The organism is Rhizobium sp. AAP116 (assembly GCF_001295785.1).
GTDB lineage: Bacteria > Pseudomonadota > Alphaproteobacteria > Rhizobiales > Rhizobiaceae > Allorhizobium.
This window is the reverse complement of the sequence record NZ_LJIB01000027.1, coordinates 188139-200691: the sequence shown is the minus strand read 5'-3', so window position 1 is coordinate 200691 and position 12553 is coordinate 188139. Positions and strand designations below refer to the sequence as shown.

Annotated in this window: 16 protein-coding genes; 6 read left to right on the top strand and 10 right to left on the bottom strand. The window is 61.6% G+C overall.

Annotation, left to right across the window (positions count from 1 at the left end):
* Positions 1 to 21 precede the first annotated feature (21 nt).
* Entirely contained in the window at positions 22 to 1281 is a 1260-nt protein-coding gene (locus tag IP85_RS17185; protein ID WP_054150892.1) for an NRAMP family divalent metal transporter, read from the bottom strand.
* A gap of 319 nt (positions 1282 to 1600) precedes the next feature.
* Here IP85_RS17185 and IP85_RS17180 point away from each other — a divergent pair, with 319 nt between their 5' ends.
* Positions 1601 to 2251: a GntR family transcriptional regulator gene (locus tag IP85_RS17180; protein WP_054150891.1), complete on the top strand. Its 651-nt coding sequence runs from the start codon at positions 1601 to 1603 to the stop codon at positions 2249 to 2251.
* A gap of 23 nt (positions 2252 to 2274) precedes the next feature.
* Here the strand turns inward: IP85_RS17180 and IP85_RS17175 are convergent, their stop codons facing one another.
* The 3 genes from IP85_RS17175 to IP85_RS17165 all read right to left on the bottom strand — a co-directional run bounded on the left by IP85_RS17175 (position 2275) and on the right by IP85_RS17165 (position 4557).
* Positions 2275 to 3030 carry an SDR family oxidoreductase gene (locus tag IP85_RS17175; RefSeq protein ID WP_054150890.1) on the bottom strand — a complete coding sequence of 252 codons (756 nt, stop codon included), beginning with the start codon at positions 3028 to 3030 and terminating at the stop codon, positions 2275 to 2277.
* A gap of 80 nt (positions 3031 to 3110) precedes the next feature.
* On the bottom strand, positions 3111 to 3620 hold the full coding sequence (locus tag IP85_RS17170) for an acyl-CoA thioesterase (RefSeq protein ID WP_054150889.1): 510 nt from the start codon (positions 3618 to 3620) through the stop codon (positions 3111 to 3113).
* A gap of 397 nt (positions 3621 to 4017) precedes the next feature.
* On the bottom strand, positions 4018 to 4557 hold the full coding sequence (locus IP85_RS17165; protein WP_245280891.1) for a histidine phosphatase family protein: 540 nt from the start codon (positions 4555 to 4557) through the stop codon (positions 4018 to 4020).
* Between the two features lie 265 nt (positions 4558 to 4822).
* Between IP85_RS17165 and IP85_RS17160 the strand changes: the two genes are divergently transcribed.
* Positions 4823 to 5917 carry a GH25 family lysozyme gene (locus IP85_RS17160; RefSeq protein WP_054150887.1) on the top strand — a complete coding sequence of 365 codons (1095 nt, stop codon included), beginning with the start codon at positions 4823 to 4825 and terminating at the stop codon, positions 5915 to 5917.
* A 22-nt stretch (positions 5918 to 5939) separates the two neighbouring features.
* Here IP85_RS17160 and IP85_RS22445 read toward each other — a convergent pair whose 3' ends face one another.
* On the bottom strand, positions 5940 to 6116 hold the full coding sequence (locus IP85_RS22445; RefSeq protein WP_171901566.1) for a hypothetical protein: 177 nt from the start codon (positions 6114 to 6116) through the stop codon (positions 5940 to 5942).
* 365 nt (positions 6117 to 6481) lie between these two features.
* Here IP85_RS22445 and IP85_RS17150 point away from each other — a divergent pair, with 365 nt between their 5' ends.
* The gene (locus IP85_RS17150) at positions 6482 to 6736 is read left to right on the top strand and encodes a hypothetical protein (protein WP_054150885.1); all 255 of its coding nucleotides are present in this window, start codon (positions 6482 to 6484) and stop codon (positions 6734 to 6736) included.
* A gap of 149 nt (positions 6737 to 6885) precedes the next feature.
* Here IP85_RS17150 and IP85_RS17145 read toward each other — a convergent pair whose 3' ends face one another.
* On the bottom strand, positions 6886 to 7161 hold the full coding sequence (locus tag IP85_RS17145; protein WP_054150884.1) for a BON domain-containing protein: 276 nt from the start codon (positions 7159 to 7161) through the stop codon (positions 6886 to 6888).
* 101 nt (positions 7162 to 7262) lie between these two features.
* Between IP85_RS17145 and IP85_RS17140 the strand changes: the two genes are divergently transcribed.
* Entirely contained in the window at positions 7263 to 8954 is a 1692-nt protein-coding gene (locus IP85_RS17140) for a sensor histidine kinase (RefSeq protein ID WP_054150883.1), read from the top strand.
* Between the two features lie 62 nt (positions 8955 to 9016).
* Positions 9017 to 9247 (top strand): hypothetical protein, encoded by a 231-nt coding sequence (locus IP85_RS17135; protein ID WP_054150882.1) that lies wholly within the window; start codon positions 9017 to 9019, stop codon positions 9245 to 9247.
* Between the two features lie 5 nt (positions 9248 to 9252).
* Here the strand turns inward: IP85_RS17135 and IP85_RS17130 are convergent, their stop codons facing one another.
* Both IP85_RS17130 and IP85_RS17125 read right to left on the bottom strand, forming a co-directional pair.
* On the bottom strand, positions 9253 to 9444 hold the full coding sequence (locus IP85_RS17130) for a hypothetical protein (RefSeq protein WP_054150881.1): 192 nt from the start codon (positions 9442 to 9444) through the stop codon (positions 9253 to 9255).
* A gap of 2 nt (positions 9445 to 9446) precedes the next feature.
* On the bottom strand, positions 9447 to 9767 hold the full coding sequence (locus tag IP85_RS17125) for a hypothetical protein (protein WP_054150931.1): 321 nt from the start codon (positions 9765 to 9767) through the stop codon (positions 9447 to 9449).
* 100 nt (positions 9768 to 9867) lie between these two features.
* Between IP85_RS17125 and IP85_RS17120 the strand changes: the two genes are divergently transcribed.
* Positions 9868 to 10146, top strand: a complete 279-nt coding sequence (locus tag IP85_RS17120; protein WP_054150880.1) for a hypothetical protein — start codon at positions 9868 to 9870, stop codon at positions 10144 to 10146.
* Between the two features lie 281 nt (positions 10147 to 10427).
* Here the strand turns inward: IP85_RS17120 and glgA are convergent, their stop codons facing one another.
* Both glgA and IP85_RS17105 read right to left on the bottom strand, forming a co-directional pair.
* A complete protein-coding gene (gene glgA / locus IP85_RS17110) occupies positions 10428 to 11879 on the bottom strand; it encodes a glycogen synthase GlgA (protein ID WP_054150878.1) in 1452 nt (483 codons plus the stop codon).
* Between the two features lie 128 nt (positions 11880 to 12007).
* A complete protein-coding gene (locus tag IP85_RS17105) occupies positions 12008 to 12271 on the bottom strand; it encodes a DUF2934 domain-containing protein (RefSeq protein ID WP_054150877.1) in 264 nt (87 codons plus the stop codon).
* Positions 12272 to 12553: the final 282 nt, after the last annotated feature.

Genomic DNA, 12553 nt, shown 5'->3' with positions numbered 1-12553 from the left:
TCGTCCTCCCTTTGGTGCGAGTTACGCGGCGGTCAGCAGCGCGAAGATTGGCCCAATCGACTTGTAGCCCATGTACCAGGTGAGCGCGCAAGTCAGAGCGCCCAGGATCAGCAGCCAACGCGGATAGCGATAGCCGCCCATCAGGTCGGATCGGGCCCAGCCGGCATAGATGAAGATTGTCAGACCGATCGGCAGGATGAGGCCATTCAGACCACCGACGAAGACCAGCATCTGTGCCGGCGGCGTCGTGATGATGATGTAGAAGAACAGCGAGACGGCGATGAAGATGACGGTCGCTATGTTGCGGGCGCGTTCGGTCATGTCCTTCTTGAAGACTGTGACGAAGGACACCGAGGTATAGGCCGCGCCGATCACGGAGGTGATCGCGGCTGCCCAGAAGATGGCCCCGAAGATCCGCATGCCGACATCGCCGGCCGCCGCCTGGAAGGCCTGGGCCGCCGGGTTGGCACCCTTGCCAGTGACGTCGATGACGACACCACTTGCGACGACGCCGAGGATGGCGAGGAAGAGTACGTAGCGCATGACGCCGGTGACGGCGATGCCGGTGAGGGCAGCGCGGTTCACGGCGCCGAGGTTCTCGATGCCAACAGTGCCCTTGTCGAGCAGGCGATGTGCGCCGGAATAGGTGATGTAGCCGCCGACCGTGCCGCCGACGATCGTCGTGATCGTGGCAAAATCAATCGTGCTCGGCAGGAAGGTCTGGAAGAAGGCGTCACCCACCGGCGGCTGCGAGACAAGCGCGACGTAGACGGTCAGGACGATCATCAACAGGCCGGCGACCACGATGACGCGGTCGATCGCCACACCTGCGCGGTGCGACAGGAAGATGCCGATCGCAATCAGTGCGCTGATCGATCCGCCCAGCTTGGGGTCGAGGCCGAGAAGCGCATTCAGGCCAAGGCCCGCACCGCCGATATTGCCGATGTTGAAGAACAACCCGCCGACGATGACCAGGATCGCCAGCACATAACCGGTGCCGGGAATGGCGGCGTTCGCGATGTCGGAGGCACGCATTTTCGTCAGCGTGACGATCCGCCAGATGTTCAGCTGCACGACGAAGTCGATGAGGATCGAGGCGAGGATCGCGAAGGCAAAGGCCGATCCGAGCTTGGTTGTGAATGTGGCTGTCTGGGTGATGAAACCAGGCCCGATGGCGGACGTTGCCATGAGGAAGATTGCGGCGATCAAGGCGCCGCGGCGCGTCTTGGCGGACATGCCGCCGGATACGGCTCCATCGGGAGCTGTCGATGTCTGTTCCATGTTACCCTCTCGGTTGACCTGCCCTGCTTTGCGCGGGGCTTGTTGTTCACCTGCGAGGTTAGCCTCTCGTGGTTCCGCAATTCTGTCAATATTGTTCAACGATTTTATTTTATCGTTCTACTTTATTGCCGTAATGTTGAGCAATTTGATGCTCGGATAAGCAGATTTCGAATCTCCAAGAACAATTTTTGGCCGTGATTGGCTCCCGCCTTGCTGCGATTTCGCACATGGACGATAAGGCAGCGAAGCTGTCCACCGATCGTCGCTTCGGGATGGCTTGTGAAGCTGCACCGGGCTGACCGGCACCTGGGGAATGAGCATGGCAGAGACGGAAACGACGGCGGCCTTGGCGCCACGCCTGGCGGAAGCAATTCGCGACAGACTGATCAGCGGAGAGCTGAAGCCCGGACAGCGCTTGTCGGAAGCTGCCTTGAGCGCCGACTTTGCTGTTTCGCGCAACTCGCTGCGCGAGGCCTTCCGGCTCTTGACCAAAGACGGTCTGCTTCAGCACGAACCGAACAGGGGTGTCTTCGTCGCAACGCCCAGCATGGCCTCGATCATTGATATCTATCGCGTTCGCCGCCTGGTCGAGTGTCAGGCACTGTCCAATGCCTATCCCAACCATCCCGCAGTTGCTCGCATGCGGGCGGCAGTCGAGACCGCCCGTGCGGCGAGCAAGGTCAACGACTGGACTGCGGTCGGTAGCGAGAACATGAAATTCCACGCAGCAATCGTCGATCTGGCCGACAGTGAAAGACTGGCAGGGTTTTATGCGCAGATCGCTGCCGAACTGCGCTTGAGCTTCGGCCTCCTGAAGGAGCCGGAACTGCTCCACGCGCCCTATGTCGAGATGAATGCAGCCATTCTCGAAAAGCTCGTGGCGGGCGATCCGAAGGGAGCGGCTGCTGCCTTGGAAGCCTATCTCCTGCAGTCCGAACGGACGGTGCTGGCGGCCTTCTCCCGGATCTGATGACAGATACCTACAGGTGGCGCTCAGAGGGACGCGGTAATGCCTCCGTCCACATAGAGGATATGGCCGTTAACGAAGGACGACGCATCGGACGCGAGAAAGACGCAGGCCCCAGCCAATTCCTCGACCTTGCCCCAGCGTCCCGCCGGCGTACGCTTCGACAGCCAGGCCGTGAACTCCGGATCTGCCACGAGGGCTTCGTTGAGCGGTGTCTCGAAATAGCCAGGCGCAATCGCGTTGCATTGCAGCCCATGGCGCGCCCAATCCGTCGCCATGCCCTTGGTGAGGTTCCCGACGGCTCCCTTGGTCGCCGTATAGGGCGCGATCGTCGGACGCGCGAGCGCCGTCTGGACGCTGGCGATATTGATGATCTTGCCACGCTTGCGTCCGATCATGTGACGCGCGACGGCCTGACCGACATTGAAAACGCTCGAGACATTCGCGGCCAGTAGCTTTTCGAACGCATCGGCCGGGAAGTCTTCCAACGGCGCCCGGTGCTGCATGCCGGCATTGTTGACAAGGATGTCGATCGGACCGACTTCTGCCTCGAAGCGATCGACCGCCTCGCGCACAGCCATATGATCGGTCACGTCAAACGGCAAAATCCGCACCTCGGGTCCAAGCTCGGCTGCAGCCACCTCGAGTTTGTCCAGACTGCGTCCGTTGAGCACGATCTCCGCGCCGGCCTGCTGCAAGCCGGATGCGAGCGCAAGCCCGATGCCTTGAGATGAACCGGTGATCAGCGCCCGTCGGCCCGAAAGATCGAAAAGCTTGTGCATGGTATCCGCCTTCACTCACAATGATCGTCACCCCGGACTTGGCCAAGGCACAATCAAAGTCAAGGCAATTGGACGGCTACTCAGTTTGCTGGAAGAGTTTCGTCCGCGGTCTGGCTCGCTTCCCTGAAGCGCGCTTCGAACTCCAGGCGCAGCGCCCGTCGTGTTTCGGCAGCGCGCTGGCGGCGTTTGCGAATGTCGGTTTGCGCCGCATAGAGAGGGACAGCCGTCGGTCTGCCTTCGGCATCGACAGCGACCATGGTGAAGTAACAGGAATTCGTGTGCCGCCGCTCGCCGGTCCGGATGTTCTCGGCCTCGACCCGAATGCCGACTTCCATGGAGGTCCTACCGGCATGGTTGATCGAGGCGCGGAATGTTACGAGCTCGCCGACATGGATCGGCTGGCGAAACACGACCTGATCCACCGACAAGGTCACCGCATATTGCTGCGAGTAGCGCGAAGCGCAGGAATAGGCCACCCGATCGAGCAGATTGAGCAGCGCGCCGCCATGCACCTTGCCGGAAAAGTTGGCCATGTCGGGTGTCATCAGGACCACCATCTCGAGTTGACTGGTGTCGTGCGGTTCGTCCATGAGATGCCCTCTGCGCTTTCTATTCTGCTCCCCATCCTATTGTGCGGCGCGATAGGCGCAAGTGTCACGCTGTGCAGGCAGAAGAGTTGTTGAAGCACCACTCACGCAGTCGAACGCTTCGCGCTTCCTGCCAACTCTGCGAGGTCAGCACAGCGTGCACGATTTTGCCGTGACTGCGACGACACCTCGGGATTGATCCCATTGACACGGCAGACCACGCGCACGAACCGATCGATGCAGATTTTAGACTCCCGTCATGCCCGCATTTGGAGAAATATGCGGCCGCCGACCCTGCCGGCGCGTCCGCTGGGGCATGTTTGGATTGCCGCCGCACCTAAGCCTGTTTCAAGCCATTTCATCACGCGCGGTCCCCATTTGTGCCGCATGATTTTTCCTGTCATGCCCCGGCGGACTGCCGGCCGATAACGCTGACCGCGCCGGCTGCATTCATGCTCGTGAAGACGAGTTCACCGCTGCGCGGAACGATCGATGTCAGCCCCGTGATGTTGACCTGATGCGTGACGAGTACCAGAGGCAGGTCGCCCGGACTGCTCGATAGCCAAGCCCTGAGCGCTTCCGTCTGTGTGGCGCCGTTCTCCGCCCGGCCGAAAAAGGAATTGAGAAGCGGCTGCGGCGACACCGGCCCGAGGTCCAGTAGACGCGCGGTGTCGAGACACCGGCACCATTCGCTCGAATAGACCGCCGCCCTGTCGATCCCGTTTTCGCGCAGCAAGGAGCCGATGCGCTGCGCCTGGGTTCGGCCCTCATCGGAGAGATTGCGCTGTGTGCTGCAATCGCCGAGGCGCATGCCCGGAGGATCGCCTGTCCCCGGCGCGATCGCATGCCGGAGAAGCACGAAGGCGCGCCTGGTGCGCAGTGCTTCCCAGGGATCGGCACTGCGCGCCGGCTGGCTCGCAAGTACGAACAACGAAGTCATCAGAAAAGAGCGTCGCGAAGGCATGGCGGTCGTTCCCTGGGCTCAAGATATCCGAATACACATTTTACGGAGTCCGAAACCCTTAGGATCGCGCCGAGGCTGCACATCTGTGTGAACGGACAGTATTTGGCGTCACAGCGTCGAAGCCTGATGCGGCCCGTAAAGATTGCATTCACCTTTTCCCGGTAAAGCTTTGTTAGCAATTCCCAGAGGCCCCGGGTGTCCGACTTCGAATGCGCCCGGCATTAGTTTTGAGTTCTGTGCCATGCGTTCCAAGGTTGTCCCTTCGCTCCTCATCGGCTGTCTGGTACTTGCCGGCTGCAGCGCTCGGACCAATCCGATAGAAGCCCTGCAATTGCGTTCAAACCCAGCGCCTGAACAGGTTCAGACTGCAGCAGCCCCGACACCCGCCGTTGCCGTCAGCGAGCAAACCGGTTCCATTTCGTCCAGCGCCTCGACCTCCGGCCGTGACCCGCAGGCTTTGTCCTGGGCTGGTGACACGCCGAACCAGGCGCATTTCGATACGCCGTCGATGACCGCCGGCATGCCCGTACCCGACCAGCGGCCAATGGCCATGCTGTCGTCCCCGATACGCGCGGTCCTGGCACCCCGTGACCCGGCAGCGCGTTCCAGCGGACGTCATCGTGTTTACAATCAGCGCTTCAGCGACGCCAAGCCGATCAATTTCGGCAAGGTGGCACCGAAACATCATGCCGTACACGGCGTCGACGTTTCGCGCTGGCAGGGCAACATTGACTGGCAGACGCTGCGCAGCCAGGGCGCCAACTTCGCCTATATCAAGGCGACCGATGGCGGTGACCATCTCGATCCGATGTTTCGCACCAACTGGGATCGAGCCAAGGAGGCCGGCGTAAAGCGCGGCGCCTATCACTTCTTCTATTGGTGCCGCGTGGCCTCGGAGCAGGCGGACTGGTTCATCCGCAACGTGCCGCGTGATCCGGATGCCCTGCCGCCTGTTATCGACGTCGAATACAATGGCGAATCCAGCTGCCGCTTCCGCCTGTCGCCGGAAAAGGCGCGCGAAAAGATGCAGGTCTTCATGGATCGTCTCGAGCGGCACTACGGCAAGAGGCCGGTCATTTACACGGCCCCTGACTTCTACAAGGACAATCTGCGCGGCCACTTCCGCGATTATCCCTTCTGGCTGCGCTCTGTTGCGGCCCATCCGTCCAAGGTCTATCCGGACCGCAAATGGGTCTTCTGGCAGTATTCCGGCTCCGGCCTGTCGCAGGGCGTCAACGGCAAGATCGACCTGAACGTCTTCTATGGCTCGGTCACCGACTGGCAGAATTGGGTCGCCGGAAAGAAGAGCTGGGAGCGTGTTGCGGGCCTGCGTTGAGGCCCGCGTTCACATCTTCGCCTCAGATTGGTGATGGCTCCGTCACCGGCGGATCACGCGTCTCGTCGGGATTGGGTGTCGGCACCTCGTCCGGCAAGACATCCGGTTGCGGCTCATCGATCGGGACTTCCGGGGTCCAGGTCGGAGCGGGCATCGGGGGCTGGTCGTCATAGGGTGTCGAAGGGGTTGGGGTCGTCATGATCATCTCCCTGAGAGCCGCCCGCCGCGGGATGCGGCCGGGTTCGGCATCATGAAGAAGCAATTCCGCCGCCCTCGACTTTGTTCCTGAAAACCCTCCCGCCCTTACGGCCGCCATTCTAGGTTCCTCGCATCAGTGCCGTAACCTCCCGCTTCTCCCCATGCTTCGATCCGCAGGATGCACCGAGCGAAAGGGCGAGCGGTCATGCCGCAACATGCTCAACCATACACGCGGCATCTCTCACGGTTCGCGGCAGGAAGCCTGATCGTTACCTGCGGTTAGCAGGCGCTGACGAAGAAAAATTGCATCTTGGCAGGAACCCTTCAGCCGATCGCGCGTTCGGGCGGTATCAGGAGGAGTGCGGCATGACACAGGTGTATTGCGATATAGTCCCCCAGGCGAACGGTTGGTGTTTCCTCTCGGAGGAAGGACAGTCGGCCGTCTATCCGAGCTATCGGCTCGCGGTAGAAGCCGCACGGGATCGTTCCGCTAGCCAGGTTTCCGTCCAGAAGGTGACGGTTTTGCGCCAGCAGGATTTGCGGGGGCGCATGCAGGAGATTGCCGGCATTGCGCAGGCTTGGGGGCCGGACGGCACGACCGGAATGGGTGGGCGCGCCTGACATTTCGTCTGGCGAGAAAAATCGGAATATCGGTGAGATCGATCATCGCAAAGGTGGCTTCGACGGGTCCGTGGGGTTGGTGTGAAGCCTTTCCCCAGCGGCCGTCTGTCATGCGGCAGCGCGACATTTGCGAGACCAAGTCTCCGCTGTCAGGGCGCTTCGCCGCTTTCCATCCGAACCGTGACCTTTTCGACCCCGGGAATTGCAAGTGCAACTTCCACGGCCCTGTCCATCTCGTCGCGCGTCGCCACCACGCCAAACAGGAAGATCTCCTTGCCAGTTGCGACGACGCGAAGGCCTTCGGCCCCGACGCCGTCGGAGGCGGCCAGCGCGTCGGCAACCTGCTGCTCGAGTCGCGCCTCGGCCGGGAACTCTTCGGCCACTTCGGGCGCCTCTCCATGGAAACGCTGCGGCTTGAAAATCATGGAAACCTCCTGTGTCGCGGTTATCTTCCTAACGCCCGCCCTCGGATTTGGTTCGCCAAGGTGCCCATGATTTCTGAGCTCAGCTGCGGGAGGGTAGCGCCTTGAACCGCGTTGGCAGGTTGTTTGCTGGTCTCTTTCCGACAGCGTCGATCGGCTCATACCTCGCCGCGATGGCCGTTCTGGCGACAGTGCCGCTGCTCGCCTTTGTCGCCTTTTTGCTGTTGCAGCTCGAGAGATCGCAGTTTCAAACCATGCGAACAGACGTGGCAGATGACGCTCAGGCCATAAGCCGAGCCGTCGAGCGCAAGATCGCAGATATGGAAACGACGCTTGCCCTTGTGGCAAACTCCGTCGAGTTGCAGCAGGGCGACCTCCAGGCATTCCACGCGCGCGTCGGAGAAAGCCTCAAGGAAAGCTCTCTCTATGTCATGTTGGCGCGGCGGGACGGGGTGCAAATCCTGAACACGCGGATGCCTTGGGGCGCTACGCTGAAACCCATGGCCAATCCGGGCTCGGTCATGGCGGCTCTGCGCTCCGGCAAGGCCGAGCTCTCAAACGTCTTCTTCGGCGCGACGAGTGAGCGCTGGGTGGTCAACCTCACCATGCCCGTCACCGCACGGACATCGGACGGTATCGACGCCATCGTGCTCACACAGGATGCGGCGAGCCTTGCAAGCCTTGCCGCCCGCGACGCCTTACCGCCCGGATGGTCGTCCGCGCTGGTGGATGGCGATGGTCGCATCGTCGTGTCAAATGGCGCCGAAAACCAGCCTTCCGGTGCTGAGATCGAGCAAAGCTGGCTGGATTTGATGTACGGCTCCAACAACAGTGCCGTCTTTTACCAGAACGGTCGGCAGTATCTGATGGGATATGCGAAAGTCGCCGACTGGCCATGGCGGGCTCTGGTCTGGGGCCCGGTCGACAGCCTCAAGGGCTCGTTCATCACCCTGTGGCAGAGCCTCTTGATCGGCAGCCTCGTGCTGCTCACTCTGCTGCTTGGCATCGTTCTCGTTGCGGCACACCACTTGCGCTCAGCGATCCGCAGGATTGCCTTGATGGCGGAGCGCATCGGCCATGGCGAGATCGTCTCGCCGGAGCGCACCAAGATCGTCGAGGCCAACCAGGTGGCAGTGGCTCTGTCGAATGCCTCCTTCGATCGGGCAGAGGCGGAGGAACGCATTCACTTCATTCTGCAGGAACTCGTTCACCGCACCAAGAACATCCTCTCGCTGGTCCAGGCGATGATGCGGCAACTGGCGCGCGGCACCGATGATGTCGAGGAGTTTCAGCGGGCCGTCAGCGGTCGCTTGGCAGGGCTCGCCCAATCGATCGAGGCGCTTGCCAAGCAGCAATGGGGAGGCATTCCGCTGACCTCTCTCGTCGATTTGCAGCTGACCACCGTCACCGGATCGGCTGACCGCATCCATCGCCGTGGTCCGGATCTGCTGGTGAATGCGAATGCAGTCCAGAACCTCGGCCTGGCTTTTCACGAACTGGCGACCAATTCCGTCAAATACGGCGCGCTATCGGTTCTCGAAGGCCGGCTTCGGATCGAATGGGAGGTGCTGGAGCCGGAGACGCCAGATGAAGAGCCCCGACTTCGGCTGCAATGGATCGAACAGTACGGCCCGCCGGTCACAAAGCCCACTCGGCGTGGCTTTGGATCGACCGTCATCGATCGTCATGCGGCCAGCGCATTTGCCGGCGACGTCACCATCGATTTCGACCCCGCAGGCTTGCGTTGGACGCTGGTCGCGCCGCTGTCCTCTTTCCTTGCAGGATCCACCGACTAGGCGGTCATAGGAACCTTTCGGTACGCCACGGGGTTGATGATGACCACTTTGGAGGACCGACCATGACTGACGATCACCGTGAAGCCGACAAGACCCGAATTCATGACGATGCGAAGGGCCAGTTCGCGGGCACACAGGCCGGCGGCGACAACAACGGTGTTGCCAGCGCCAAGCCGACCGTGGTGACAGGATCCGAAGACGCCACCGTCAACAAGTGGCCTCCGGGCGAGAAAGACGCGCCGAAAGACTGGGACGCCAATTTCGACATCCGCGAACAGACCAACCGTCGCTGATCAGGTCAGAATTTGCCTGACCCCATACGCGCGCCATTGATCTGCGCGGGCACTGCCACGAGCGCGCGGGAGCGCTCACGAAGCGGCAGATCGGCGCGCAGCGGCAATGCCACCTGCGGGTGTTCCTTGGCCGCTGTGCCGCTATGCTTCGGCTTGCGCACCTGTGCGAGCAGTCTCGTCATTATTTTTGTGATCATATTCATTTCCTCTCCTTGATCGCCTCGGTAAAGCCGTTCGGTTCATTGAGGTCAGTCACTGTGCGCCGGAGGGCGGCTGCGCGCGCCTTGGCCGTGTCGAGGATCTCCCGGATCACCTCACCCTTCTCATGACCGCGCCCAATGCCGGCGGACGGCTCTGCGCCCGGATCTTCCGCACCGTCGCGCAGGAGCACTTCCTGTTCGAGATTGCGCAGCAGTTCTGGAGCAACCTCCGGTGAGATCAGGATTTCGCTCAGGAGCGAGACCAGGATTTCCCGGTGTGCGTTGAGCCGGGCCTCCAGCGTCTTCAGATCGCTGTCCACTGTGCTTTCTCCTTCTGTGATCAGCCTTAGAAAGGGGAACATTGGGCCGCCCCAAATGTTTCCTGAAGGCGTAATTTCTTCTGTCGAAAAGGAGTGGATCATGTCCGAGACGGTGCGTCCGCCACGCTGGCGTCGCTTCCCCGATCCGCGTGACCGGCTGATTGTCGCGCTGTTCGCCCAACTGGAGGCGGAACGGCAGACACGCGAAACACTGCGCCAGGCAATCCGCTCTGGCGCCATCGACCCCGCTGTACTCGAGGCCATCGCCGAAGACCCGGTTCCGGCGAGCAGCGATGACATTGCAGCACTCGAACGCACCATAGCTTTTCGTGAGCGCTTCAACGGCGATGGCGACTATCACAGAGAGGATTGGAGATGACCTGGACGAAGACAACGGCTATTTTTGCCGTCCTTGCATTGCTCACCGCATGCGGCGATGGCAGCAACAGCGCGGGGAACTCCACGAACTCGCAGCAGGACGTGGCCCCCGGCACTTTGCCGGCAATGGAAACCGACCAGGACCCCACCCCGCAGACGGGGACGGGGGGGGCGGGCCAGAGCAGACCGAGCGGACGGACAAATCCCTGATCGCAGATCCTGAGATGAACAGAGGGCCCGGTATCTTCCGGGCCCTCTGTTCATGCGGAATGACAACATGGGTCAGTGATGCAACTCTGCACTGGGTTCCGTCAGCCTTCCATAGACTTCCGCATAGCTTTCGGCACTGCGGTCCCAGGAATAGTCCGCACGCATCGCCTGCAACTGCAGCCTTGCCCATTGGCGCTTGTCGCCATAGGCATCGATTGCGCGACGCAAGGCATGGCGCAGCCCTTCCTGTCGAACCGGATGGAACTGGAAGCCGGTAGCCACGCGGGCTGAAATCGCCGCATCATTGGCGTCGATGATCGTTTCGGACAGGCCTCCGGTGCGTGATACTACGGGCACGCACCCGTAACGCAGCGCATAGAGTTGAGTGAGGCCGCAGGGCTCGAAACGCGACGGCTGAATAATTGCGTCGGAACCGCCATGAATGAGATGCGCCGTGGGCTCGCTGTAGCCGACCGACACTGCCATGCGTCCCGGGAAGCGCGCCGCAGTCGCCTTCAGGGCATCCTCGATGTCGTGGTCACCCTGGCCATGCACGATGAGCCGCCCACCCCGGTAGAAGATCTCGTCCGCGACTTCGGCCAGCATGTCCATGCCCTTTTGCCACGTAATCCGGGTTACAGCGGAGAAGAGAGGACCCTCGCCCGGCTCCAGGTTGAAGCGTTCGAGCAGGAGGGCCTTGTTCTTCCTCTTGTTGCGCACCGTCTTCACATCGTAGCGGAAGGGCAGGTAGGGGTCCGTGGCCGGATTCCAGACCTCCTTGTCGATCCCGTTGACGATCCCCTGCAATCTGTCCATGCGCGCATTCAGCACACCGTCCAATCCCATGCCGAAGGTCGGCGAGAGAATTTCGCGCGCATAGGTGGGGCTGACGACGGTGATGTGATCGGCCGTCACCAGGCCACCCTTGAGGTAGCTGATGTCGCCGAAATACTCCATCTGCTCGACGGAATAGACCTCCGGCGGCAGACCGATCTGCGGCAGCAGCGATGCCGAATACTGCCCCTGGAAAGCGAGGTTGTGGATGGTGAGCACAACGGGCACCGCAGAGCCCATCTGCCGCAGATAGACCGAGGTCAGCGCAGACTGCCAGTCATGGGTATGGACGAGATCCGGCTTCCAGCCGGGCAAGACCCCAGCCGCAATCTCGGCGCCGGCAAGCGAGAGCACCGCAAACCGCTTCCAGTTGTCGGCATGATCGACGCCGTGCTCGTCGACATAGGGACCGCCGGGACGATCATAGAGCGTCGGTGCATCAAGAACGAAGAGGCTGAGGCCGTCGATTTCCAGGTGGCGCAAGGTCGCCTTTTCGCCGAGCAGATCGTCGAACTCCATGAGCGGCGGATGAAGACGCGCGAGCGCGAGGATCGACGGATATCCGGGCACGAGCGTATGGGTTTCTATGCCATAGGAGGAAAGCGCCTTTGGCAGCGCTCCGGTTACGTCCGCCAGGCCGCCGGTCTTGATCAGCGGATAGATTTCCGAGGTGACCGCCAGCACATGCAAGGGAACCCTCGTCGGGTAGCGACGGCCCGGGCGATGCTCTTCCTCCTCCCGGTGATAGGCGTCCCGCACCCGCTGGATAAATTGCGCCCGGCTGAGCGCCAATGAAAGATCGCCTCCTGGCACCTTGGTCACCCTTTCCGGCTCCTTACCGCCTTTTTGGCCGGACGAACCGGTTCCTCGGTGATGACAAGACCTTCTTGCTCTGCCGAAGTCTGGGCCTCTGCGATCCGGCGGCCGGACTTGGCCGTGGTCTGGCGTGCTGCTGCCTGCAGGGTTTCCCAGTCGGTGAGTGCTGTCTGCCAATGAGCTTCGTCCCGACCATCGGGACGGCCTTCCTCTTCCCACAGCGAATAGGCCCGCCGGGCAATCCAGTCATAGTCTCGTTCAGGCATGGCAATTCTCCGTCGTCGCCCATTGCCCGTTCCGCACGCAATCGTCTTCGGCCGAGCGCGGTCTCGTCGCACCCGCCGGCTCCCCGGTCAGATCTGTCTTCGATACCCCCATACCGACTTCAAATCCTCCGGCTCATCATTGGAGAGGAACAGGCAAGAGAGGAACGCCATCAGGGGCAAACGGTTCCCGTTGCAACTGGCGATTTGAGCGCTCATCGGAACTGTTCCTTGCCGGGGGCGTTTTCAGTGGCAGTGCCGCGGCTGATGCCGTTCGGGAGGTTG